Origin of the sequence: Bradyrhizobium sp. SZCCT0231 (genome assembly GCF_018130245.1) — a bacterium.
GTDB lineage: Bacteria > Pseudomonadota > Alphaproteobacteria > Rhizobiales > Xanthobacteraceae > Bradyrhizobium > Bradyrhizobium japonicum_F.
The window spans coordinates 912,557-937,713 of sequence record NZ_JAFCKP010000001.1; the positions used below are offsets into that span (position 1 = coordinate 912,557).

At 64.7% G+C, this 25,157-nt stretch carries 21 protein-coding genes; 13 read left to right on the top strand and 8 right to left on the bottom strand.

Features of this window, described 5'->3' with window-relative positions; genetic code table 11:
• Positions 1-96: 96 nt before the first annotated feature.
• Positions 97-957 (bottom strand): alpha/beta hydrolase, encoded by an 861-nt coding sequence (locus JQ566_RS04060; protein ID WP_212370312.1) that lies wholly within the window; start codon positions 955-957, stop codon positions 97-99.
• 335 nt (positions 958-1,292) lie between these two features.
• On the opposite strand from JQ566_RS04060, the gene JQ566_RS04065 reads away from it, so the two are divergent.
• The 10 genes from JQ566_RS04065 to cydB all read left to right on the top strand — a co-directional run bounded on the left by JQ566_RS04065 (position 1,293) and on the right by cydB (position 11,083).
• The gene (locus JQ566_RS04065; protein WP_212371489.1) at positions 1,293-2,345 is read left to right on the top strand and encodes a catalase family peroxidase; all 1,053 of its coding nucleotides are present in this window, start codon (positions 1,293-1,295) and stop codon (positions 2,343-2,345) included.
• Positions 2,342-2,905, top strand: coding sequence for a cytochrome b (locus tag JQ566_RS04070; protein ID WP_212370313.1), 564 nt, complete (start codon positions 2,342-2,344; stop codon positions 2,903-2,905). Before JQ566_RS04065 ends, JQ566_RS04070 begins: the two co-directional genes overlap by 4 nt.
• Positions 2,906-3,013: 108 nt before the next feature.
• Complete coding sequence (locus JQ566_RS04075) at positions 3,014-3,514, top strand: Dps family protein (RefSeq protein WP_212370315.1); 501 nt, start codon at positions 3,014-3,016, stop codon at positions 3,512-3,514.
• Between the two features lie 20 nt (positions 3,515-3,534).
• Positions 3,535-4,371, top strand: a complete 837-nt coding sequence (gene fdhD, locus JQ566_RS04080) for a formate dehydrogenase accessory sulfurtransferase FdhD (RefSeq protein ID WP_212371492.1) — start codon at positions 3,535-3,537, stop codon at positions 4,369-4,371.
• A 15-nt stretch (positions 4,372-4,386) separates the two neighbouring features.
• Positions 4,387-5,067 carry a YoaK family protein gene (locus JQ566_RS04085; protein WP_212370317.1) on the top strand — a complete coding sequence of 227 codons (681 nt, stop codon included), beginning with the start codon at positions 4,387-4,389 and terminating at the stop codon, positions 5,065-5,067.
• A gap of 144 nt (positions 5,068-5,211) precedes the next feature.
• Positions 5,212-6,648: a class II fumarate hydratase gene (gene fumC / locus JQ566_RS04090; protein ID WP_212370320.1), complete on the top strand. Its 1,437-nt coding sequence runs from the start codon at positions 5,212-5,214 to the stop codon at positions 6,646-6,648.
• Between the two features lie 27 nt (positions 6,649-6,675).
• Complete coding sequence (locus JQ566_RS04095) at positions 6,676-7,080, top strand: cupin domain-containing protein (protein ID WP_212370322.1); 405 nt, start codon at positions 6,676-6,678, stop codon at positions 7,078-7,080.
• Positions 7,081-7,112: 32 nt separating this feature from the next.
• On the top strand, positions 7,113-8,666 hold the full coding sequence (mqo, locus tag JQ566_RS04100; protein WP_349643304.1) for a malate dehydrogenase (quinone): 1,554 nt from the start codon (positions 7,113-7,115) through the stop codon (positions 8,664-8,666).
• A gap of 18 nt (positions 8,667-8,684) precedes the next feature.
• Positions 8,685-10,094: a cytochrome ubiquinol oxidase subunit I gene (locus JQ566_RS04105; RefSeq protein ID WP_212370326.1), complete on the top strand. Its 1,410-nt coding sequence runs from the start codon at positions 8,685-8,687 to the stop codon at positions 10,092-10,094.
• 2 nt (positions 10,095-10,096) lie between these two features.
• Complete coding sequence (gene cydB, locus JQ566_RS04110) at positions 10,097-11,083, top strand: cytochrome d ubiquinol oxidase subunit II (RefSeq protein ID WP_212370328.1); 987 nt, start codon at positions 10,097-10,099, stop codon at positions 11,081-11,083.
• A gap of 72 nt (positions 11,084-11,155) precedes the next feature.
• On the opposite strand, the gene JQ566_RS04115 is transcribed toward cydB, so the two are convergent.
• Positions 11,156-12,403, bottom strand: coding sequence for an oxalate decarboxylase family bicupin (locus JQ566_RS04115; protein ID WP_212370330.1), 1,248 nt, complete (start codon positions 12,401-12,403; stop codon positions 11,156-11,158).
• Positions 12,404-12,663: 260 nt separating this feature from the next.
• Here JQ566_RS04115 and JQ566_RS04120 point away from each other — a divergent pair, with 260 nt between their 5' ends.
• A complete protein-coding gene (locus JQ566_RS04120) occupies positions 12,664-14,955 on the top strand; it encodes an FdhF/YdeP family oxidoreductase (RefSeq protein WP_212370332.1) in 2,292 nt (763 codons plus the stop codon).
• 18 nt (positions 14,956-14,973) lie between these two features.
• On the opposite strand, the gene JQ566_RS04125 is transcribed toward JQ566_RS04120, so the two are convergent.
• From JQ566_RS04125 to JQ566_RS04150, 6 genes are all read right to left on the bottom strand, one after another.
• Positions 14,974-16,467 carry a sensor histidine kinase gene (locus JQ566_RS04125; RefSeq protein WP_212370334.1) on the bottom strand — a complete coding sequence of 498 codons (1,494 nt, stop codon included), beginning with the start codon at positions 16,465-16,467 and terminating at the stop codon, positions 14,974-14,976.
• 100 nt (positions 16,468-16,567) lie between these two features.
• The gene (locus tag JQ566_RS04130; RefSeq protein WP_212370342.1) at positions 16,568-16,984 is read right to left on the bottom strand and encodes a thioesterase family protein; all 417 of its coding nucleotides are present in this window, start codon (positions 16,982-16,984) and stop codon (positions 16,568-16,570) included.
• Complete coding sequence (locus JQ566_RS04135) at positions 16,971-20,114, bottom strand: efflux RND transporter permease subunit (protein WP_212370344.1); 3,144 nt, start codon at positions 20,112-20,114, stop codon at positions 16,971-16,973. Before JQ566_RS04135 ends, JQ566_RS04130 begins: the two co-directional genes overlap by 14 nt.
• A complete protein-coding gene (locus tag JQ566_RS04140; RefSeq protein ID WP_212370351.1) occupies positions 20,111-21,283 on the bottom strand; it encodes an efflux RND transporter periplasmic adaptor subunit in 1,173 nt (390 codons plus the stop codon). The genes JQ566_RS04135 and JQ566_RS04140 overlap by 4 nt, the downstream gene beginning before the upstream one ends.
• 20 nt (positions 21,284-21,303) lie before the next feature.
• Complete coding sequence (locus tag JQ566_RS04145) at positions 21,304-21,780, bottom strand: hypothetical protein (protein ID WP_212370353.1); 477 nt, start codon at positions 21,778-21,780, stop codon at positions 21,304-21,306.
• A gap of 168 nt (positions 21,781-21,948) precedes the next feature.
• Positions 21,949-22,308, bottom strand: a complete 360-nt coding sequence (locus JQ566_RS04150) for a hypothetical protein (RefSeq protein ID WP_212370355.1) — start codon at positions 22,306-22,308, stop codon at positions 21,949-21,951.
• A gap of 253 nt (positions 22,309-22,561) precedes the next feature.
• Between JQ566_RS04150 and JQ566_RS04155 the strand changes: the two genes are divergently transcribed.
• Both JQ566_RS04155 and mdcA read left to right on the top strand, forming a co-directional pair.
• A complete protein-coding gene (locus tag JQ566_RS04155) occupies positions 22,562-23,347 on the top strand; it encodes an alpha/beta hydrolase (RefSeq protein ID WP_212370357.1) in 786 nt (261 codons plus the stop codon).
• Positions 23,348-23,501: 154 nt separating this feature from the next.
• Complete coding sequence (gene mdcA, locus JQ566_RS04160) at positions 23,502-25,148, top strand: malonate decarboxylase subunit alpha (protein WP_212370359.1); 1,647 nt, start codon at positions 23,502-23,504, stop codon at positions 25,146-25,148.
• The last annotated feature ends 9 nt before the right edge of the window (positions 25,149-25,157 follow it).

Below are 25,157 nucleotides of genomic sequence, written 5' to 3' on the forward strand. Positions count from 1 at the left end.
CGACGAGTCAAAGCAGTGGCGGTGTCGATCAGTCTTCAAAAAAATGCCTTTGAAAACAACGGCGTCTCTACTGTGCATGGGGTTGTTTTCGCAGTTTTAATCCAGCAGTCGCCGAACGGCGTCCACGAGAATGCCGTCCGGCCGGCGCAGCGCCTCGAGAATGGTGAAATGGTCGGCGCCTTCGACCGGGATGAGCTTGCCCGGCGCTCCCGCCGCCGCGCGCTTCTCATGGAAGTCGATTGAATCGCAGACGAGCGCCGGCAGCTCGCTGCCGCCATAGGCGATGTCGAGGCGCTTTGGCGTCACCGGCAGGCGTAGCGGCGAAAGCGCGGCGATTTCCGCATCCGTCAGCTTCAGCGCGGTGTTGAGCCCGGTATCGCGGATCGGCGCGAGATCATAGACGCCCGATATCGCCAGCCCGGCATGGACGCGCGGATGACCGAGCGCCATCGCAACGAGGTGGGCACCGGCGGACCAGCCCGACAGCACGACCGGCCCGGCGACGCCGTAGGACGCGCCATGCGCGGCGAGCCAGTCGAGCGCGTGCGGGATCTCGGCGACGATGTCGGTCAGCGACACCTCGGGCGCCAGCGAATAGCCGGGGATCGCAACCGACCAGCCATGCGCGGCGACGCCTTCGACCAGCATGGCAAACAGCTCGCGCGAATTGCGCTGCCAATAGCCGCCGTGCAGGAACACCAGGCAGGGCGCATCAAGCTTCGCTGCCGGGTAGAGGTCGATCTTGTTGTTGGCCCGCTCGCCATAGGGCAGGTCGAGATGGGACTTCAGCGTGCTCCGCATCCGCGCCGAGGCCTCGTTGCGTTCGGCGATCAGGGCCGGGCTGTTCTTGACGGCCGCGTTGTTGTCATAGGCTGCGCTACGTTCCGCCTGTGACAGCTCGGACCACCTGCCGCGGGGATCGAGCGACCGAACTGTCGAATGAGCGTTCTCAACCATAAGATTCTCCGTTGCGGCCACCCGGCTTGCCTCACGCGATGCATCCGGCATGCCAGCATCCTCCAGCGATGATGCACAGGTGTCATCTGCAGGTGTCGGATCGGCCCCGTCAAGAACCTCTATGGGATCCCGACCATGACGACCCGACGTTGGAAGGCGATGTCCGCGACGGGTGTGCGTCTTTCACTTCAGAGGATCGGCCGTGCCTTCGCGAAATTGACGGTGCGTTTGGGAAGATCGGTAGAGCGGCGGTCCGCTAAGTTCGCCCGGTGTCATTGAGCGGAGGGCTGCGCGCGTTCGAGCGCCAGGCGGCCGACGCGTTGCGAGGGGACTTGATGAATCAGCCGGGTAGATTGGAGCGTTCGAGCCTTGGATGGCTCATTTTGATTGCCGCCGTCCTTGGCGGCAGCGCTGCCGCCTTCGCATACACGGCGGGGTGGCTGACGCCGGGGCGTCTCACGCCGGATCGCATGATTGCAGCGTTGACGCCTCCGAGCGGCCCGCCGCTCGGACACCGGCGGAATCATGCCAAGGGGATCTGCTTCACCGGCATGTTCGAAGCGAACGGAAACGGTGTCGAGCTGTCCCGCGCCAAGGTGTTCGTGCAGGGCAGCTATCCCGTCCTGGGTCGTTTCAATCTCGGCACGGCCGATCCGAACGCGGTGGACGCGACCGTGCGCGTGCGCGGCATGGGGCTGCAGATATCGGCGGCGGACGGCGAGGAGTGGCGAATGGCGATGATCAACCCGCCAATCTTTGCGGTGTCGACGCCCGAGGCGTTTCACGACCTGCTGGTCGCGGCCGGCAAGAAGGATCCGGAGGCGATGAAGACGTTCATTGCGGCAAATCCGGAGTTCGCCGCGTTCGCGGCCTGGTCCAAGGCCGCGCCCTGGACCGGGAGCTACGCAGAAGAGCCGTATAACAGTCTCAACAGTTTCGTCTTCACGAACGCGAAGGGCGAACAGCGTGCCGTACGGTGGTCGCTGGTGCCCACCGCGGAGCCGACTTCCATCGCGCAGGCGGAGCTGAAGAAGCGCGGCCCGGATTTTCTCGAGCGGGAAATCACGGATCGGGTGCAGTCCGCGCCGCAACGATGGACCATGGTCACCACTGTGGCCGATCCGGGCGACCCGATCGCTGATCCCAGCAGAGCCTGGCCGGAGAACCGGCGCAAGGTGCAGGTCGGAACGCTGGTCGTGCAGCGCATCGAACCCGAGCGGGATGGGCCCTGCCGCGACATCAATTTCGATCCGACCGTGTTGCCGCAGGGAATCCGGGTATCGGACGATCCCTTCCCGGCGGCACGCTCCTCAGTCTACCGCAAATCCTACGACCTGCGCGCGGCCGAAGCCAGCGACTATCCGAGAACCGAGGTTGCCAAGCCATGACCAGTGTCCCGCATCGCTTCGCCCCGGTCCAGCGGCTGCTGCATTGGCTGATGGCGCTGTGCATCATCGCCATGCTCTTCATCGGTGTCGGCATGGTGTCCACCGTGATGCCGGAATACCTGCCGCTCATCCTGATCCACAAGACGCTCGGCGTTGCGCTCCTCGTGCTCGTCCTGGTCAGGCTGGCACTGCGGCTTCATTTGGGCGCGCCGCCATTGCCGGTCGACCTTCCGCCGGCGATCAAGCTGGGAGCGCGACTGTCGCATCTGCTGCTCTATGGCCTCATGATCGTCATGCCGTTGCTTGGTCTCGGCATGCTCTGGGCCGCAGCCTATCCGGTCGTCCTGTTTGGCGGGATTGAAATTCCGGCGTTGCTGCCGCAGAGCGACCGCGTGCATACGCTGCTCTGGAACGCCCATGTCTATCTGGGCCTCGCATTCTTCGCCGTCGTGCTGCTGCATCTGGCGGCAGCCCTGTTCCACGCCTTGGTCCGCCGCGATGGCGTGTTCGCGACGATCTCGCCCCTGCCGCAGCGGGAGCGGATGAAGCCCACCGAATGAGCCACCGTGCCGGTCGGCGTGCAATCCGGGAACGATCCTTCGAGACGAAAAGACCGGTTGCCTGCCGTCCGGCTAGAAATTTCCGACCCTCCAACAAGGATGCCGACCATGACCAAAGCAGACCTGCAAAGCCCGACCGATCTGGGAGCCAATGCGAACCGGGACATTCCGGCCGCGCTCCGAGCATTGCTGGCCGACGTTTTCGCGCTGTACCTGAAGACGAAGAACTTCCATTGGCATGTATCGGGCAGTCACTTCCGCGACTACCATCTCCTGCTCGACGAGCAGGGCGAACAGATCTTCGCCATGACCGACGACATCGCCGAGCGCGCGCGCAAGATCGGCGGCACCACGCTGCGCTCGATCGGCCACATCGCCCGCGAGCAGCGCATTCGCGACAACGACGCGGATTATGTCGATCCGCAGGACATGCTGGCCGAGCTGCGCAGCGACAATCAGCAGCTGACACGGGAAATGCGCCGGGTCCACGAGCTCTGCGACGAGTATGGCGATGTCGCCACCGCAAGCCTGCTGGAGAACTGGATCGACGAGACGGAGCGGCGGATCTGGTTCCTGTACGAGACCGGGCGGAGCGGCCCGAATTCGTAAGCGCTGGGCTGTGAGCCATGATGATGATGGGTTCGACTTTCACGCGGCACTCGGAGATTGCCTGGCGCGGCGGTCAGACGCGGTCGACCTCGCGGCTGATTGCCGAGGAGACGGCCATCGCGCTCACCTATAACGGCTCGACCCATGCGGTGATGATGGGAACGCCCGCTGATCTCGAGGATTTCGGTATCGGCTTCAGCCTCACCGAAGCCATCGTCGGACGAAGAAGCGAGATCGGGAGCATCGATCTGATCCCGAACGAGCTCGGCGTCGAGGTGCGGATGTGGCTCGACGGCGACCGCGCGGCCTCCCTTGCCGCCCGCCGCCGCGCCATCAGCGGTCCGGTCGGGTGTGGGCTGTGCGGCATCGAAAGCCTTGAACAGGCGCGCCGCGCGCCCTCGCGGGTGAAAGATCGTAGCATCGTCTTTCACGCAACGGACCTGCTGAACGCGATGCAGGCGCTGTCTCCGCTCCAGACATTGAATCAGCACACGCGATCCGTTCATGCGGCGGCGTTCTGGACCCCTCGCACCGGCATCGGTCCGGTCAGGGAGGACGTCGGCCGGCACAATGCTCTCGACAAGCTCGCCGGTGCGATCCTCCGCGACGGCGGTTCGGCCAGCGAAGGCGCCGTGCTCCTGACGAGCCGCATCTCGGTCGAGATGGTGCAGAAGGCGGCGATGATGGGCGCGCCGGTCGTGGTGGCCGTATCCGCTCCGACCGCGCTCGCCATCCAGACCGCGAAGGAGGCCGGCATCACGCTTGTGGCGATTGCCCGCGATGACGGATACGGCGTATTCACGCACCCGCGACGCGTTCTGCTGCCTGACGAGGCTGCGTCGCGCGCGCGGAGCTGACCTGAGCCGGCCAGCATGGCGATGCAGGTCGCATCTCCGGAGCCGGCGGCCGAGCTGCGCGCCGCCGCTTATGGTCCGGAACGATCGCTCCTCGTTGCGGCTCAGCTAACCTTTTCGGGCGGCTTTCTCGATGCCTTCACCTGGCTCTCGCTCGGTGGTGTGTTCGCGAGCTCGCAGACCGGCAATGTCGTCTTCCTCGGCATCGACGCCCTGTCCGGGCAATGGCAGCAAGCGGCGCACCATCTGCTGCCGATCGCAGGCTTTCTTCTCGGAGCCTGGGTGGCGATCCGCATCCAGGCGCCGCTGCGTTGTCTCATTGCGCATATCGTCTGCCTCGCGGCAGCGATGCTGTTGCTGCATCGGATCCCTGATCCGATCGCCATCTTCGGAATCTCCTTTGGTATCGCACTGCAGTCGGCCAGCTTCAGGCGCGTCGAGCGCTGGAGCTATCTCTCCGTCACCGTGACCGGCAACATGCTGCGCGCCATCGATGAGTTCGTATCGATATCCGATCGCGACGCCTCGCGTGGGGGCGGGGCGATGCTGGTGCTCTGCCTGATGTTCCTGTTCGGCGCGGCGGCCGGCGGCTATGCGACGACGCGGCTGGGCGCGGGCAGTCTTGCGGTGCCGATCGCCTTGTCGGCGTGGGCGCTCCTGGTGTGCTGGCGGAACCGGGTCGGCCGAGAGTCGCGCTGAGCGGTTCTCCCAGGCCGTGCACCGTCGCACCATGCCATTCGGCAAAGGGACGTTCGTTCGTGGAAGTGGGCGCGCCGTGCGCGACGTATCATCTCCAGCAAGTGCAGGGATGGCTTTCCGACTTCAACGTCACAAGAGGCAAGGATGAACGACCTTCGCAAAGAGACAGACAGCCTGGGTGAAGTGTCCGTTCCCGCGGACAAGCTCTGGGGCGCGCAGACGCAACGTTCGCTCGAACATTTCAGCATCGGCAAGGACCTCATGCCGCGCGAGATGATCCAGTCCTATGCGATCCTGAAAAAGGCCGCCGCGAACGCCAATTATGCGGGCGGTCGTCTCGACGGCAAGATCCACAAGCTGATCGTCCATGTCTGCGACGAGATTCTCGCGGGTCAGCATCACGACATGTTCCCCCTTCACGTCTGGATGACCGGCAGCGGAACGCAGTTCAACATGAACGTGAACGAGGTGATCTCGAACCGGTGCTGCGAGCTTGCAGGCACCGCGCTCGGCAGCAAGCTGCCGGTTCATCCGAACGATCACGTCAACATGTCGCAATCGTCGAACGACAGCTTCCCCTCGGCCATGTATATCGCGGCCGCGCTGAACGTGACGGAACGCCTCGTTCCTGCCGTCGAGGCCCTGCATGACGCGATCGCGGCAAAGTCGAGCCAGTGGGACGGCATCGTCAAGATCGGCCGCACCCACATGCAGGATGCCACCCCGCTGACGCTCGGGCAGGAGTGGTCCGGCTACGCCGGCATGCTCGCCGACGACCTGACGCGGATCGACGATGCGCTCAAGGGCGTCTTCCGTCTGGCGCTCGGCGGCACGGCCGTCGGTACCGGGATCAATGCGGCGCCGGGTTTCGCGGAGGCCGTCGCGGCCGAGATCACGCGGTTGACCGGCCTGCCTTTCGTCAGCGCGCCCAACAAGTTCGCCGTGCAGGGCGCGCACGATGCGCTGGTGCACCTGTCCGGCACGCTGCGCACGCTTGCCGGCTCTCTCTACAAGATCGCGAACGACATCCGCCTGATGTCCTGCGGTCCGCGCGCGGGCTTTGCCGAATTGCTGATCCCCGAGAACGAGCCCGGCTCGTCGATCATGCCGGGCAAGGTCAATCCCACGCAGGCGGAGGCGCTGACGATGATCGCCGTACAGGTGATGGCGAACGACGTCGCCGTCGGCTTCGGCGGCGCGGGCGGCTATCTCGAGATGAATGTCTACAAGCCGCTGATCATTCACAACATCGCACAGTCCATCACGATCCTCGCGGATGGCTGCACGAACTTCCGCACCTTCCTGGTCGAAGGCACCGAGCCGAACCACAAGAAGATCCAGGAATATGTCGAGCGATCGTTGATGCTGGTGACCGCGCTGGCACCGGTGATCGGCTACGACAAGGCATCGCGGATCGCGCATTACGCGATGGATAACGATCTCACGCTGAAATCGGCGGCGTTGAAGCTCGGCTTCGTCACCGAGCCGGAATTCGACCGCATCGTTGATCCCGCCAAGATGGTCAGACCCTATGTCGCCGAGATCAAGGTGCCGCTCGCAATCGGCGCCAAGGCCCTTTGAAACAAGGCCGGCTGAAAGGAGAGAACGATGATCCGTTGTGTACGTCTGTGGACCGGACAGGACAACAACTCGCATTTCGAGGAAGGTGTCATCGAGCTGGAGGCCGGCCAGCGCGGCGACTTTCTCACCGGCAAGATCGATGCCGTCAGCGTCTCCTTCCAGGAGACCGAGTCGGGCGGCGCCTTCTCCTGGCACACCGCGCCGGTGCGGCAGCTCGTGATCACGCTCAGCGGCACGCTCGATTTCCAGACGCGTGACGGCCACCACTTCCTCATTCATCCCGGCAACGTCCTGCTGGCGGAAGACACCGCGGGTTCGGGGCACAGCTGGAAATTGACGGACGATTCGTCCTGGCGCCGCGCCTACGTGGTGCTGCGGCCGGGAGCCGACGTGCCGTTCCGCGCCAAGACGCGGCAGCCGGCGCGAGCCTGACCGAGCCCATTGAGAGCACAACATCGCCCACCATCCAAAAGAAGAGAACTGCCATGCAAGGAACTTCCGAATCCGACGTCGTCCTCGTTGGCGCAGGCATCATGAGCGCCACCCTCGGAGTCTTTCTCAAGGAGCTGGAGCCCTCCCTCTCGATCCAGATGCTCGAGGCCCTCGAGGATTGCGCGCTCGAGAGCTCGGATGCCTGGAACAATGCGGGCACCGGGCATGCGGCCAATTGCGAGATGAACTACACGTCGGAGCGGCCCGACGGCAGCGTCGATATCTCGAAGGCGCTCGAGGTCAATGTCGAGTTCGACCTGTCGCGGCAGTTCTGGTCCTATCTCGTCGGGCGCGGCGCGATCGCCGATCCGAGATCCTTCATTCATCCCGTGCCACACATGAGCTTCGTGCACGGTGCCGACAACGTTTCCTTCCTCAGGAAACGGTTCAAGGCGATGGCCGCCCATCATTGTTATGAGGGCATGGAATGCAGCGAGGACCCTTCGAAAATCGCCGAGTGGGCGCCGCTGGTGATGGAGGGCCGCACCGGCGGTGATCCAGTGGCGGCGACGCGCATCATCACGGGGACCGACGTCGATTACGGTTCACTGACTCATCTCCTGGTCCGTCATCTCGTCAGCCAGCCGGGCTGCGCCGCGCACTACAAGAGCTGCGTCACCGATCTCGTTCGCGAGCAGGATGGTCGCTGGCGTATCGAGGTGCGCGACACCGACAGTGGCGAGACGCGGTCTGTTCGCGCCAAATTCGTCTTCATCGGCGCCGGCGGCGGTGCGTTGCCGCTGCTGGAGAAGTCCGGAATTCCGGAAGGGCGCGGCTATGGCGGTTTCCCGGTCAGCGGGATCTGGCTGCGCTGCGACGATCCGGAGATCAACCGGCGTCACCACGCCAAGGTCTACGGCAAGGCCGCGGTCGGCTCGCCGCCGATGTCGGTGCCGCATCTCGACACCCGCGTGATCGGCGGCCAGCGTTCGCTGCTGTTCGGGCCCTATGCCGGCTTCTCGAGCAAGTTCCTCAAGCACGGCTCGCTGCTCGACCTGTTCGAGTCCATTCGACCCGCCAACGTCAAGCCGCTGCTTTCGGTGGCGCGCGACAATTTCGATCTCACCGAGTATCTGATCGGGCAGGTGCTGCAGTCCGAGAGCCACCGTCTGGCAGCGCTCGACGAATATTTCCCGAAGGCCGATCCGAAGGACTGGAGGCTGCAGGTGGCGGGCCAGCGCGTCCAGATCATCAAGCCCGACGTCAAGCGCGGCGGGCTGCTCGAGTTCGGGACCGAGCTGGTCGGCGCGGACGATCATTCGCTGGTCGCCCTTCTCGGCGCCTCGCCGGGCGCTTCCACCGCGGCGTTCATCGCCATCAGCGTGCTGGAGAAATGCTTTGCCGGCGAGCTGACGCCGAGTGCCTGGCTGCCGAAGCTGAAGCAGATCATCCCGTCCTATGGCGTGTCGCTGATCAAGGATGCGGATTTTTGCCGCCAGATCCGCGCTGCGACGGCGGAGGTGCTCAAGGTCGACAACATCCCGCAGCCGGCCGCACGCGCGCCGGCGGCCGCGAAGCGGGCGTGAGAAGAGAGGGGGCTTGCCATGGACCCGACGGCGCTTCTCCTCTCGCGGCTGCAGTTCGCCTTCACCATCTCGTTCCACATCATTTTCCCGGCGTTCACGATCGGGCTTGCCGCCTGGCTCACCGTGCTCGAAGCGATGCACCAGTACAGTGGCAGGCCCGTATACCGGACCCTGTTCGAGTTCTGGCTCAAGATCTTCGGCGTCGCCTTCGGCATGGGCGTCGTATCGGGCGTGGTGATGGCGTTCCAGTTCGGAACGAACTGGAGCGTGCTCTCGAAGATGTCGGGCCCGATCCAGGGGCCGCTGCTGTCCTACGAGACGTTCACCGCCTTCATGCTGGAGGCCGGCTTCTTCGGTATTCTCATCTTCGGCCGGCCGCGGGTGCCGCCCTGGTTCTACCTGTTCTCGACCGCGATGGTCGCGCTCGGCACCACGCTGTCGGCGTTCTGGATCATGGTCAACAACAGCTGGATGCAGGTGCCGACCGGCTATGTCCTGCAGAACGGCCAGTTCGTGCCTGACGATTGGGCGCAGATCATCTTCAACCGCGTGGTCTGGGTCCGCTTTCCGCACATGCTGCTCGCCTCCTATCTCACCGGCGCGTTCTGCGTGGCGGCGACCGGCGCCTGGTATCTGCTGCGGCGGACCTATCGGGCCGAGGCGCATGTGATGCTGCGCATGGGCCTTGCGCTTGCTGCGGTGCTGCTTCCGGTGCAGCTCTTCATCGGACATCTCGTCGGCGACTATGTCCACGACTATCAGCCGGCCAAGTTCGCCGCGATCGAGGCGCGCTGGCACGACGAGCAGCCGGCCTCCGAGGTGCTGATCGCGATCCCGGATTCGACCACCGAGTCGAACAGATACGCCATCTCGATTCCGGTGCTCGGCAGCATCATCGCAAGCATGAGCCTGAACTCGAAGGAGGTCGGCCTGACCAGCTTCGCGCCGCAGGACCGGCCGCCGGTGGCAATCCCGTTCTTCGCCTTCCGCATCATGGTCGGCTGCGGCTTCGTGATGCTGGGGTTGGCCTGGCTCGGGACCTGGCTCGGGCTCAAGCATCGGCTCGAGCGCAGCCGTCTGCTGCTGTGGGGCATCTTCCTCAGCTTTCCGTTGCCCTGGATCGCCATCCTCACCGGCTGGTACACCGCGGAGGTCGGGCGCCAGCCGTGGACGATCTACGGCGTATTGCGGACGGCCGATGCCGTGACGCCGTCTCTGACGGCGGCCGCCGCGACGGCTTCGCTGATCCTGTTCGTTGCGGTCTATGCCTTCATCTTCTCGTTCGGGACTTACTACATCTACCGGCTGCTGCGCGCCGGCCCGGCGGGACTCGGTGGCAAGCCCTTGCACGTTCCGGTCCCCAATCGGCCGATGTCGCTCGCCGACCAGGTGCCGGCCTCGCGCAGCTATCTCGAAGCGGGAGAATAGACATGGTGATGTTCTGGGTTGCGCTGCTGGCCATCAGCATTCTGATCTATCTTCTGCTGGACGGCTTCGACCTCGGCGTCGGCATGCTGTTCGGCCTCGCCGATGGCGAGGCGAGGCGTGCGGAGATGCTGCGCACGATCGCTCCGGTCTGGGATGGCAACGAGACCTGGCTGGTCGTCGCGGGCGTGATCATGTGGGGTGCCTTCCCCGTGGTCTATGCCATGTTGATGCCCACCTTCTACATCCCGGTCGTGGTCATGCTGCTGGGATTGATCTTGCGCGGCGTCGCGTTCGAATTTCGCGGCAAGGCCTCGCGCTCGCGTCGGATCTGGGACGTCAGCTTCAGCGTGGGATCGTTTGCCGCAAGCTTCATGCAGGGCGCGATGGTCGGGGCGCTCGTCGAGGGGCTGCAATTCTCCAACGGCGAATATGTCGGCGGAACCTTCGGCTGGCTGACCGGCTTTTCGGTCTTGTGCGGGATCGGCCTGTGCTTCGGCTACGCGCTGCTCGGGGCCTGCTGGCTGGTGAGGAAGTGCGAGGGCCCGATCCGCGACGCCACGCGGCGTCAGATCCCATTGCTCGCGGTCGCCGTGCTGGCCTTCCTCGTGGTCGTCTTCACGCATGCGCTTGTCGAGCATCTGCCGATCCTGCGCCGCTGGATCGAGCGGCCCTATCTGTTCGTGTTTCCCCTCATCGGCGCGGGTGCCGCCGCAGTGCTCGCCACCAGCATCCTGCGCCATGACGACTATTGGCCGTTCCACATGGTGGCGCTGATCTTTGCGTCGGCCTTCGGTACGCTTGCCCTGTCGTTCTGGCCCTACATGATCCCGTTCGTCGTCACGATCGAGGAGGCGGCGGCGCCGCATGCAAGCCTCGCCTTCATGTTCTGGGGTGCGGGCCTGTTCGTGTTCCCGTTGATGCTGCTCTATGTCGCGGTGGGTTATCGCGTCTTCCGCGGCAAGACGGCCGCGGCGGCGGATCACTATTGACGGCTAAACTCTCGAACCGCGAATGAAAAGAAAGGCGCCGTTTCCGGCGCCTTTCTCGTTGAGTGGCTTCATTCAGGACTTGGGCATCACGCCCGGGCCGTTATCCGGCCATTGCGCGATCAGCTTCTCGTCGATGTTGAAATGCTGGGCGACGAGCTTGGGCGGCGTGTGCGTCAGCCAGTTGGAGAGCGAGACCTCCTCGTAGCGCGGCGCACGGAATACGCCGACGAACTGTAGCTCGGTGTCGCCGACATTCTCGACATAATGGCCGAGATTGCGCCGGACATAGCCGATGTCGCCGGCCGAGAAATCCGTCGTCAGCGCGTTCGGACCGGTGTCGAACACCGTCATCCGCGCCTTGCCCTTGATGTAATACTGCCACTCGTCGGCGTTCGGATGCCAGTGCATTTCGCGGACCGCGCCCGGCGGCATCGTCACCAGCGCTGCGGCGACGGTGGTGGCCACCTTGAAATTGCTGCTGTCGGCAACACGGATGCTTCCGGCCGAGCTCTCCTTGACGGGGGCTGAGCTGCCGAGTGAATGGACGAACGGGTAGGGTGGCGCCTCCGCATGCCTGGCGATTGCGGCGCGATCGGCGGCGAGATCGCCGGGCAGCGTCCCCTGGAAGATCCAGAGATTGTGCAGCGGGATTTTCGCGAAGGCCTCGGCCGGAACGCCGAAATTCTTCGCCAGGACCTCGGGCGGGGTATGGGCGAGCCAATCCGTCACCAGCAGCGTGTTGAACTCATTGGCGTGACCGTCGTCGAAGCAGATCACGAATTCGCAACCGTCAGGCCCCAGGCCCTGCAGCGAATGCGGCGCGCCCGGCGGAAAATACCAGAGGTCGCCGGCCTTGAGGTCGCCGACATAGGGGCGCCCCTGGGTGTCGAGCACGGTGATGCGGCAGGAGCCGTAGGTCATGATCGCCCACTCGGCGGCCTGATGCCAATGCAGTTCGCGGATGCCGCCGGCGGCCAGGCGCATGTTGACGCCGGAGATCTCCTTGGAGATGGCGAAGTCCTCGACGGTGACCTGACGGGCCCAGCCGCCATTCTGGATGCGCTTCGGTGCATTGTTGAATGAAGCCCAATCCATCGGCAGCCCGCCGACGTCGGTCGCCGGCGGGGTTTGCGCGGAGGGAAATTGCTTGGCGAGGGCCGGATTCTGCGGACCGGGATCGGTCAGGCTTCCCGGACTCCTGGCGTTTACGGCGCCCTGCGGCGGCTCGTCCGGATTGCCGAAGGTTGCGGCTTGTGCATTGGAGCCGACCATGGCGGCACCTGCCGCGGACATGGCCAGCACGTCACGTCGTGAAAACATGTTGGGTCGCTCCTGAAAATTGTCGAAAGCCCTCTGTGGCGCCGGGGCTCCAACCGCCAACCCTAGTTTCCGGTTGTCGTTTCAGCTTCCGGGAACGGCGCTCTTTTTGCCGGAATGCACTGGCCGCTGCGGCCAGCCGTCCGGGGTCGAGCGTGTGCAATTGAGAAATTCGGCTTCGTTTTGAAAAGACGGCTCTGCCCGCGCGATCCTTAACTGGCGCGAAAGAAGCGCAAGATCGAGAGAGATCGAGAGAGATCGAGATGACCACGAAATCGGTTCGTCCCTACCGTGAACCAGCCGGCGGCTGGGGCGCACTCAAGGCCCTCAGCGAGGCGCTTCTGGTCCAGCGCGTGCCGCTGAAGGGCGCGGCGACGCTGAGCCGGATGAACCAGCCGCAGGGCTTTGATTGTCCCGGCTGCGCATGGCCCGATCCGAAGCACACTTCGTCGTTCGAATTCTGCGAGAACGGCGGCAAAGCGGTCGCCTGGGAGGCAACCTCAAAGCGCTGCACCCCTGAATTCTTCGCCGAGCATACCGTCACCGAGCTCGCGAGCTGGAATGACTACGATCTCGAAATGGTCGGGCGGCTCACGCATCCGATGACCTATGACGCCGCATCCGACCGCTATCTTCCGGTGGAATGGAGCGATGCGTTCGACATGATCGGACGTGAGCTAAAGGCGCTGCCGGATCCGAACATGGCGGAGTTCTACACCTCGGGGCGGACCTCGAACGAGGCAGCCTTCCTCTATCAGCTGTTCGTGCGCGAATACGGCACCAACAACTTCCCCGACTGCTCGAACATGTGCCATGAGGCGACCAGCGTCGGCCTGCCGCACTCGCTCGGGGTCGGCAAGGGCACCGTGCTGCTGGAGGACTTCGACAAGGCCGATTGCATCTTCATCTTCGGCCAGAATCCGGGCACCAACAGCCCGCGGATGATGACGAGCCTGCGCAATGCGGCACGCCGCGGCGCATCGATCATCTCGTTCAACCCGTTCCGCGAGCGGGCACTGGAGCGTTTCCAGGCGCCGCAGAGCCCGGTCGAGATGATCACGCTGTCGTCGACGACGATCAGCTCAAAGCTCTTTCAGGTGCGGGTCGGCGGCGACGTCGCCGTCCTCAAGGGGATCATGAAGATACTTGTCGAGGCTGACGAGACCGCCTGCGCCGCCGAGCAGCCGGAGATCCTCGACTGGGATTTCATTCGCGGGCACACCGTCGGCGTTGAAGCGCTGATCGACGACCTCAAGCGCACGCAATGGCCCGACATCGAACGCCAGTCCGGCCTGACGCGCGAGGACATGGAGTATGCGGCCGGCGCCTATATGAAGGCAGAGCGCGCCATCCTCGTCTACGGCATGGGCATCACCCAGCACTGGCGCGGCGCGCACAACGTGCAGCAGATCGCCAATCTCGCGCTGCTGCGCGGCAATGTCGGGCGCGAGGGCGCCGGCGTCTGCCCGGTTCGCGGTCATTCCAACGTGCAGGGCGACCGCACCGTGGGGATCACCGAGGTTCCAAATGCGGACTTCCTCGAGCGCCTGGAGCAACGCTTCGGCTTCAAGCCGCCGTCCGCGCCGGGACACAACGTGGTGACCGCTCTGGAAGCCATGATCCGCGGCGAGGTGAAGGCCTTCTTCGCGATGGGCGGCAATTTCGCCGCCGCCATTCCGGACTGGCAGGCGACGCAGGTGGCCCTTGGCAAGCTCGACCTGACCGTCCATGTTTCGACCAAGCTCAACCGCAGCCACCTGATCCACGGCCGCGCCGCGTTGATCCTGCCGTGCCTCGGGCGCACCGAGATCGATATCCAGGCGTCGGGGCCGCAGTCGATCACGGTGGAGGACTCGATGTCGATGGTGCATGCGTCCGGCGGCCGCAACAAGCCGGCATCCGAGCATCTCCTCAGCGAGGTCGCGATCATCGCCGGCGTCGCCAAGGCGACGCTGGGCGAGCGCACGGTGGTCGATTGGGACGGTTTCGTTGCCGATTACGACCGCATCCGCGATGCGATCGAGGCGGTGCTTCCAATCTTCCAGGGCTACAATGCCCGCATCCGTGTTCCCGGCGGCTTCCACCTCACCTCGACGGCGCGTGAACGCATCTGGGCGACGCCGTCGGGTAAGGCGAACTTCCTGGTCTTCCCGGGCTGCGGCGAAGACCCGCCGCAGAGCGATCCCGATTTCCTCTGGCTCACCACCATACGCAGCCACGACCAGTACAACACCACGCTGTACTCGATGTCCGACCGCTACCGCGGTGTGTTCGGCCAGCGCGATGTGGTGTTCCTCAACGAATACGAGCTGAAGAGGCGGGGATTGGCCGACGGCGATCGCGTCGACCTGATCACCGCCTCGACCGACGGTGCCGAGCGGATCGTGCGCAACTTCCGTGTCGTGGCCTATGCGTTCCCGACCGGCTGCTGTGCTGCGTATTACCCGGAGACCAATCCGCTGGTGCCGCTCTATGCCCGGGACCCTCTCAGCTTCACGCCGTCATACAAGGGCGTTCCGATCCGCCTGGTGCGCTCGGCTGCGACCGAGGAATAGCGGCAAGAATCATCGCGGTCACGTCTCCCCGTGGAGGTCGCAGCGCAGCGAGTCCACGGGGACGGCGACCGGCAGCGTGAACCAGAAGCGGGCTCCGCCCTGCGCGCCGTTGCCTTCCGAGCCGATCCGTCCTCCATGCGCTTCGACGATCGACCGGCAGATGGGAAGTCCCATGCCCATCCCGCTCTCCTTGGTCGTGAAGAAGCTGTCGAAGAGTCGATCGACATGTTCGGCGGCGATGCCGGGACCGTTGTCCTCGACGGAGCAGCACAATGTCGCGGCGTCCTGTGTAACCGTCGTGATGACGATGCGGCGATCGTCGTATCCCGCCTGCGTCATTGCCTGCACCGCGTTGATGGCCAGATTGACGACCACTTGCTGGAGCTGGGTGCGGTCACCGAGCACCTGCGGCGCGCTCGGGTCGGGCCGGTGCACGATCGTCACCGCGTGGGATTCGAGCTCATGTCGGAGGAAGAGAAGCGCTTCGCGAATGATTTCGTCAAATGACAGCAACGCCTGCTCGGCGGCCCTTCTGGAAGCCATTCCGCGAACGCGTGCCACGATGTTTGCCGCCCGCTGCGCATCCAGGACGATGTTTTCGATGGTCTTGCGGATCTCGACGATATCGGGAGAGGGCCTGTTCAGCCAACGGAGTCCGGCGGCCCCATTCGTGGCGATGGCCGCGAGGGGCTGATTGACTTCATGGGCGATCGACGCGGTGAGCTCGCCGAGCATCGAGACCCGCGCAGTATGCGCGAACTCGGCCTGTACCTGCTGCAGCTTCTGCTGGGCGCGAACACGCTGTGAGATGTCGATCGTGCCGACCAGGCTTATGTCGAGATCATTGATAGGGCCGACGCGCGCGGTCGTGAAGAGAACGTCGACGATGCGACCGTCCCACGTGACCATCCTGGTTTCTTCCTCGAAATTCGTCTCGCCACGATAGCGGGACTCCATCGCCCGCCGGAACGTATCGGGCCGTTCCCTCCAGCTGTCGGCCATGGAACGTCCGACAAAGCCTTCGACGCCTCCCCCGAACATCTGGATGGCTCGTTCGTTGGCCTCCTGAAACGAGAGCGCATCCATGCAGGTGCGGAGGAATTCGGGATGGCTGTCGAAATAGGCGCCGAGGTCCTTGACGCCCTCGGCGCGCAGTTTTCGGAACAACGCGACGAGCCTGCTGGCGTCGAGCTGCCGGAATGCGATTGGCATGCGGCTGAACAGATGGCGGTAGCGCTGTTCGCTCCGCTCCAGTTCGGCGTGGGCCTTCTTCAGGGCCGTGATATCCATGATCGCGCCGACGAGCGTCAGCGAAGCGGCCAGAAAAGCGGCGAAAGCGATCGCCGTGAAATTGTCTCCAAGCAGTGAACAGGCGAAGGACAGCAGGGTCAAAACAAGGCTACCCCAAGCCCACAGTAGAATCCGATCCTGTATTGTCTGGATCGGCAGCAAACGGCGCCACCATCGCTGGGGCTGTACGGGATTAGAGCCATCCAGGCGTTCGAGCGTCATACAGAAGGTCTACCGCGCCGCCGACGGGAGGTCTTCTGCGTTTTTGCAGGCGCCTTGCCAAAACGCACGAAGCCGCGATCGGCCTTGCTGCGTGACGCCCCTAGGCGATCTCCGCCACAGGTTTCGTCACGCCGAACCGCCTCTCGAATTCGGCGACATCGACGACGCCGCGGCGGTGCGTGCCATCGCCGATCTTGCGGTCGCCGTCCCAGGCCTCCACCTCGAACAGCACGCTTCTGGCTTCTACCGTGACGACCCGTGCCATCGCGCGCACCGTGCGGCCGACCGGTGTTGCCGCGAGGTGACGGATATTGACCATCATCCCGACGCTGACATGGCCTGCAGGCAGGAGCGGCTGAACCGCCGAGCCGGCGGCCATCTCCATGTGCAGGATCATCGTCGGCGTGGCGTAGACTGCAGGCATGCCCGGCACCGCGTGGCCGACCGTCATCTCGGGCGTGACGGTCACCAGTTTTTCGGCGGTCATGCCGGTCGTCACATTCTCAAGCGGATTCATGGCTCAATTCCGTCTCTGCCTCGGTCGTGGATGGGGTAGATGTCTTGGCTGCCCGCGGCTTGCGCCCGGTGAGCCAGTTTCCGAGCCGGTCGAGATAGAGATAGACGACGGGCGTGGTGTAGAGCGTCAGGATCTGTGACAGCATCAGGCCGCCGACGATCGTGTAGCCGAGTGGCTGGCGCAGCTCCGCGCCGGTGCCGGAGCCGATCATCAGCGGCACGCCGCCGAGCAGCGCCGCCATCGTCGTCATCAGGATCGGGCGGAAGCGCAGCGTGCAGGCCTGGTAGATCGCCTCTTCAGGGCTGAGCCCGTGCTGGCGTTCCACCTCGAGGGCGAAGTCGACCAGCATGATGCCGTTCTTCTTGACGATGCCGATCAAGAGGATGATGCCGATGATGGCGATGACGCTGAGATCCATATGGACGGCCAGCAGCAGCAATAGCGCGCCGATGCCAGCCGAAGGCAGCGTCGACAGAATCGTGATCGGATGGATCAGGCTCTCATAGAGCACGCCGAGAATGATGTAGATCACGATCAGCGCCGCGCCGATCAACAGCGGCGTGCCCGACAGGGAGGACTGGAACGCCTGGGCATTGCCCTGGAACGAGGTCGACAGCGAGGCGGGCTTTCCGGTGTCCTTCTCGATCTTCTGGATTGCCGTCACCGCATCGCCCAGCGCGACGCCTGGCCGCAGGTTGAACGAGATCGTCACCGACGGAAACAGGCTCTGATGGTTGATCAGGATCGGCGCGGGCTTGATGACGGCGTGAACCAGCGTGCTGAGCGGGACCTGCTGGCCGGTGGCCGAGTTCAGGTAGATGTCCTTGAGTGCTTCGGGCCCGTACTGGAAGCGTGGATCGACCTCCATCACGACATGGTACTGGTTCAGCGAGGTGAACATGGTGGAGACGATGCGCTGGCCGAAGGCGTCGTCGAGCGCATTGTCGATCGTGGTGGGCAGGATGCCGAAGCTGGAGGCGACCTCGCGATTGACGGTGACCTCCAGCCGTGGGCCGGCATTGGCCTGGTCGCTCGCAACATCACTGATGACGTCGAGTGCGCGCAGCTTCTCCAGGAAGATCGCCGACCAGTGGGTGAGCTCGTTGGAATCGGCGTCCGTCAGGGTGTACTGATACTGCGTCTTCGACAGGCGTGCGCCGATGGTGATGTCCTGCGCCGCCTGCATATAGAGCGTGATGCCCTGGATATGGGCGAGCCGGGGGCGCAGCCGGTCGATGATTTGGTCGGCGCTCGCCTTGCGCTCCGGCTTCGGCTTCAGCACGATGAAGATGCGCCCCTGGTTGAGCGTCGCGGTCGGACCTCCCGGCCCGATATAGCTCGCCACCGACTGGATTGCCGGATCCTTCGACAGGATGTCGACGATCGCCTGCTGGCGTTCGGACATGGCGGGGAAGGAGATGTCCTGGGCCGCCTCGGTGATGCCGACGATCTGTCCGGTGTCCTGCTGCGGAAAGAATCCCTTCGGGATGATCACGTAGAGATAGCCGGTCAGCGCGATGGTCGAGAGCATGACCAGCAGCGTTGCGAAGCGATGCCGCAGCACCACGCGCAGGCCCCGCGCGTAGAGCGCGAGCAGGGCATCGAAACCTCGCTCGAACAGGAGGTAGACCCGGCCGTGCTTCCTTCGTGAATCGTCCTTCAGCAGGCGTGCGCACATCATCGGCGTCAGGGTGAGCGAGATGACCAGCGACAGCAGCAGCGAGGCGGTGATGGTGACGGCGAATTCCTGGAACAGCTTTCCGACATAGCCGCCCATCAGGAACAGCGGGATGAACACCGCGATCAGCGACAAGGTGATGGAGACGATCGTGAAGCCGATCTCGGCGGAGCCCTTGAGCGCCGCCTCCATCGGGGTCATGCCCTGCTCGAGATGACGAACGATGTTCTCGATGACCACCACGGCATCGTCGACCACGAAGCCGACTGCGATCGACAAGGCCATCAGCGAGAGGTTGTCGAGGCTGTAGCCGAGCACGTAGAGGACCGCGAACGTTCCGATCAGCGCCAGCGGAACCGTGATCGCCGGGATGACGGTGGCCCAGAAATTCCGCAGGAACAGGAAGATGACCATCACCACCAGGGCGACCGTCAGCAATAGCGTGAACTGAACGTCGGAAACCGCGGCGCGAATGGTGGCGGTGCGATCGGCCGCGATCGTCACCTTGATCGCCGGAGGAACGGAGGCCTGCAGCTGCGGCAGCAGCTTCTTGATCCGGTCGACCGTCTCGATCACGTTGGCGCCGGGAACGCGCTGGACCGCGAGGATGACGGCGGGCTCCTTGCCGTACCAGCCGGCCAGGAGGTCGTTCTCGGGCGCCTCGATTGCCGTGCCGACGTCGCGGATCCGCACGGGCGAGCCGTTGCGATACGCGATGATGAGGTCTTCGTAGGCAGATGGCTTAAGCAGCTGGTCGTTGGTGTTCAGCGTGTAGGTGACACGCGGGCTGTTGAGCGTGCCCTTCGGCAGATCGACATTGGCGCCGGCGATGACGTTGCGGACGTCTTCGAGGCCGATGCCGCGGGCAGCAAGCGCCTGCGGATTGACGCGGACACGGATCGCGGGCTTCTGCTGGCCGCCGATGCCGACGAGGCCGACACCGGGCACCTGCGAGATCTTCGGCAGCAGGATGTTTTCGGCATAGGCGTCCACCGTCGTCAGCGGCAGCGAGTCCGACGTCAGCGCGATCAGCATGATCGGCGTCTCTGCCGGGTTCACCTTCCTGATCGTCGGCGGGTAGGGGATGTTCGGCGGCAGGAAGGGGCTCGCGGCATTGATCGCGGCCAGCACGTCCACCGCCGCGCTGTCCACCGTCCGCGACAGCTCGAACTGCACCGTGAGCTGGGCGACGCCGAGCGCACTCGACGAGGTGAGCTGCGTCACGCCAGGAATCTGGCTGAGCTGCTGCTCGAGCGGCGTGGCGAGGGACGAGGCGATCGTGCCGGGATCGGCGCCGGGCAATTGCGCCGAGATCTGGATTGTCGGGTAATTGACGTTCGGCAGCGCACCGACCGGCAACAGCGGATAAGCCGCAAGGCCGCACAGCAGCAGGCCGGCCATCAGCAGCGCGGTTGCAATCGGCCGCAGAATGAAAGGCGCGGAGAGATTCATGGGATCGCGTCCTGCACGGCGCTCTGCAGGTCGGCTTCCTGCGCGGCCTTGCCATGCAGCTGGCGGACGCGGCTGCCTTCCGTCAGCCGGTACTGGCCGTCGACCACGACGACGTCGCCGGATTTCAGCCCCTGGTCGATCAGGGCCTGGCCATCGCTGATCTGTGCGACGTGAACGGGGCGCAAGGCGGCGGTCTGGTCCTTGGTCACGACATAGACATAGCTGCCGTTCGGTCCCTGCTGCACGGCCGAGCCCGCGACAGTGAGCGCGTCCTTCTGGATCTCGAGCAGTAGGCGCGCGTTCACCAGCTGGCCCGGCCACAGCCGGTGCTCACGATTCGGGAACACCGCCTTGAGCTGGACGGTGCCGGTCGTCCCCGCGATCTCGTTGTTGACCAGCAGCAGTGTGCCTTCGTCGAGCTTCATCTTGTTGTCCTGGCTGTAGGCGATGACCTTCAGCGATCCCTTTGCGGCGTGCTCCTGGATCACCGGAAGGTCGGTCTGCGGCAGGGTGAACAGCAGCGAGATCGGCTCGATCTGGGTGACGACGACGAGACCGTTGGGGTCGGTCGGATGGATCACGTTGCCGATGTCGATCTGGCGCACGCCGGTGATGCCGGGGATGGCCGACGTCAGGCGCGTGTAGCTGAGCTGAACGTTGGCCTGATCGATCTGCGCCTGGTCGGCCTTCACGGCAGCCTTGAGCTGCGCCACTTGCGCCGTCTGCGTCTCGATCAGTTGCGGGGTCGCGTAGCCCTTGTCGCCGAGCTGATTGTAGCGTGTGAGATTGGCCTCGGCGTTCACGAGCTGCGCCTGGTCCCTGTCGCGGTTGGCCGTCAGCTGCTCGATCTGTGCCTCGTAGGGGCGCGGATCGATCTGGGCGAGCAGGTCGCCGGCCTTGACGGTCTGTCCCTCGGTGAAGGCGATCTTGACGATCTGCCCCTGAATCTGGCTGCGCACGACGTCGGTGTTGTAGGCGATCACTGTGCCGATGCCGCGCAGGTAAATCGGAACGTCCTTGCCGGTGACGGTGGCGGCGACGACCGGCACGACGACCGGCACCGGCGCTGCCGCGATGGCCGGCCTGCGGTCGGTGCCGAACAACCAGAGGCCCGCGCCGATCAGGATCGCGGCGAGAGCAACCAGTGCAATGGTGAGGTTCCGTTTCACGGTGATGGTCCTTCTTGATGTCAGGGATTGCCGGAACCGTCGATCGAGCTCGTGCTGCCCATGGACGTAGGGCCGGGCACCGGCACGGAGGGACTGATTCCGCCGCCGCCGAGCTCGGTAGATCCGAGCGGAATCCCGACGCGTCCGACCGTCGATGTCGAAGGAGGCAAGGGCGACTGAGTCGTCGTGCCGTTGGGGCACCCGAGTGACGCGCTTCCGGAAAGCCCGCCGCCGTCGAACACAGCTCCTGACGATCCGTCGTTGCCCGATACGGCGCAATTGCTCATGCCCAGCGAAGGATTGATCGGCGATATTCCGGGCGTTGCGATTTCGGTCGAGCCCAGCGGAATGCCTACAGGCCGCGTCGAGCCCAGGTTGAGCGGCGAGGTTGCGGACATGCCGACCGGAGGCTGCGTCGTCGGAAGCGTCATTTGCGCATGTGCTGCGACCGGGATCAGCCAGATCAGGCCAGTCGCGAGCGCCACGCCCAGATGCATCGATGCAAATCGGCGGTATCTGAACCTGTTCGATGAGAGCTGTTCTCGCATGGGCTGCTCCGGATCCTTTCATTTGCGCGGACGATAGGGAGCGGCCGGCGTGCCGGTATTCCCTGAACGCACGCCCCGCTGCCCGGCCGCACGATCGAAAAGGCGTCCCCTCCGGGATCAACGGGGCCGCTTCTGAAGCAGCAGCGTTGCCTCGGACAGCTCCCGGCGGCATGTAGCGATGTCGTGGGAACGGTCGGCGGCGCGCGCGCGGTCGAGGGCATCGAGCGCGAGCTGAAGGTGCACTCCGCTTTGACCTTCCGCCCGCGCCAGCGACCGCGGCGTGGGCTGATGACCGCGCAGTGCATCGAGGCTCTCCGGGCCCCAGCCATGTGCGCCGGCATTTTTCTCAATGGCCGCGTCCAGCTGTGCCTGGACACGCCCGATCGATTTCTCGCAAGACGCAGCACGAGCCGGGGATGCCGCCTCCAGGAGGATTATAGTGACAGCTGCAATCCGGATGAGTGAATTCGATGTCATTCTCGGTCCTTCGTGTCGGTATCGAACGTCGGTCTCGAATGACAGAACGGATACGCGCCGTCTTTCGCTTGCGAACGCCGGCCGTTTTGCATGCGCACGAGGTCGTGCCATCAGAGAAATCGGACGAGAGCCGGATCAGAACTGCGACGGACACTTCCCGGGCGTGCGAAGTGGCAAGGGCCGTTGCTTGCCGAAATACGTGAGCGAGCGGCCAACCTAGTGTCGCATCATTCCAACCCGGAGTGATCCCGACATGAAACACCTTAACGCAGGTCTCGCCTTTGCTGCCGCCCTTTCCGTGCTCGCGAGCGTCGCCCCGGCGCGTGCAGAACCCCTGAGGAACATCGTCCTGGTCCACGGCGCCTGGGTGGACGCGTCCGGCTGGAAGCCGGTCTACGAGATCCTGACCAAGGAAGGTTTCCATGTCACCATGGTCCAGGAGCCCGAAACGTCGTTTGCCGACGATGTCACCGCAGCAAAGCGGATTCTCGATCTCCAGAATGGTCCGACGCTGCTCGTCGGCCACAGCTATGGCGGCTCGATCATCACCGAAGCCGGCGTCCATCCCAACGTCGTCGGCCTCGTCTACGTCGCCGCACACGCCCCTGACGTCGGCGAGGATGAATCGGCGCTCGGCAAGAAGACGCCGAGCGTGCTCGGCAAGACCGAAGGCGTCATCAAGGTCACGCCCGACAAGTTCACCTATCTCGATCCCGTGCAATTCCCGAAGCTGTTCGCGCCCGACCTGCCGCGCGAGCGCGCCGAATTCGTTGCGCGCTCCCAGGTCCCGGCTGCGGCGCAGGTGTTCAGCACGCCGCTGACGGCGGCTGCGTGGAAGACCAAGCCGAGCTGGGGCATCGTTGCCGGCGGCGACCAGATCATCAATCCCGATCTCGAGCGCTGGTACTACGAGCGTGCCAAGAGCCACACCACGGTGATCCCTGGCGCGAGCCACTCGGTCTACGAGTCGCATCCGAAGGAAGTGGCCGCCGTCATCACCCGCGCCGCACGCAGCATCGATCAACCCGCCACGCGCTGACGACGTGTTTTGCCGGTCCTGACGCACGGCCGGCGGAAGGAAGGACGGCGGGAGCGACAGCACTCCCGCCGGCCTGACTGCCTCCGAAACTTCACGCGATCGGAGAAGCGCTGACGCTCCGGGGCGACACTAGCTCCGCCAAGGAAAGACAGTCATGACGACATGGCAGAACAACCGCGCCGCGCGCGATGCCCGCATTGCGGCCGGGGCCGGGCTCGCCCACGGCAAGGTCGTGGAGGCGCACGACGCGACGCGCCTGCTCGAGGCCGTGATCAGGCCGGGCGACCGGGTTTGCCTGGAAGGCGACAACCAGAAGCAGGCCGATCTGCTCAGCCGCGCGCTGCTCGCCGTCGACCTCTCCAGGATCAGCGATCTGCACATGGTGCAGTCGGGCGTCGTTCTTCCCGAACATCTGGACCTGTTCGACCGCGGCGTCGCGAAGCGCCTCGACTATGCCTATTCCGGGCCACAATCGGCGCGCATCGCCCGCATGCTGTTCGGCGGCAAGATCGAGCTGGGCGCGGTCCACACCTATCTCGAACTGTTCGCCCGCTACTTCATCGACCTGACGCCGCAGGTCGCCTTGATCGCCGCCGTCAGTGCCGACCGCGAAGGCAATCTCTACACTGGCCCCAACACCGAGGACACGCCGACCGTGGTGGAGGCGACCGCCTTCAAGGACGGCATCGTGATCGCCCAGGTCAACGAGATCGTCGAGACGGTGCCGCGGGTCGACATCCCGGCGGACCGCGTCCACTTCATCGTCAAGTCCGACAAGCCGTTCTTCGTTGAGCCCTTGTTCACGCGCGATCCGGCCGCGATCACCGAGGGACAGATCCTGACCGCGATGCTCGCGATCAAGGGCATCTACGCGCCCTATGGCGTGCAGCGGCTCAATCACGGCATCGGCTTCAGCACGGCTGCGATCGAGCTGCTGCTGCCGACCTTCGGCGAAAGGCTGGGGCTGAAAGGCAGGATCGCAACCCATTTCGCCCTGAACCCGCATCCTGCGCTGATTCCCGCGATCGAGTCCGGCTGGGTGCGGCAGATCCACTCGTTCGGGTCGGAGGTCGGCATGGATGACTACATCCGCGCCCGATCCGACGTGTACTTCACCGGCCCCGACGGCTCGCTGCGCTCCAACCGCGCCTTCTGTCAGAGCGCCGGTCTCTATGCCTGCGACATGTTCATCGGCTCCACCTTGCAGATCGACCTGCGGGGAAATTCGTCGACGGTCACCACGTCCCGCATCGCCGGGTTCGGCGGCGCGCCGAACATGGGAGCGGATGCGCGCGGGCGCCGTCATCCGAGCGAGCCCTGGCTGAAGGCGGGAGCCGAGGCCGACCCCGATGGCGCGGCCCTGATGCGCCGCGGTCGCAAGCTGGTCGTGCAGATCGGCGAGACGTTCGGAGACAAGAACGTGCCGCTGTTCGTCGAGAGACTCGATGCCCTCGAGCTCGCCGAGAAGCTGAACCTCGAGCTCGCACCGATCATGATCTATGGCGACGACGTCACGCACATCGTCACCGAGGAAGGCGTCGCGAACCTGTTGCTGTGCCGTACCGCGCAGGAGCGCGAGCAGGCCATCCGCGGTGTCGCGGGCTACACCGATGTCGGCCGTCGGCGGGACCACGGCATGGTCGCGCACTTGCGCGAGCGCGGGGTGATCCGCCGCCCGGAGGATATCGGCATCAATCCGCTCGATGCGGATCGCAGCCTGCTGGCGGCGCGCTCGATCAAGGATCTCGTACGCTGGTCGGGCGGCCTCTATGCGCCGCCGTCGAAATTCAGGAACTGGTGAGGACGGACC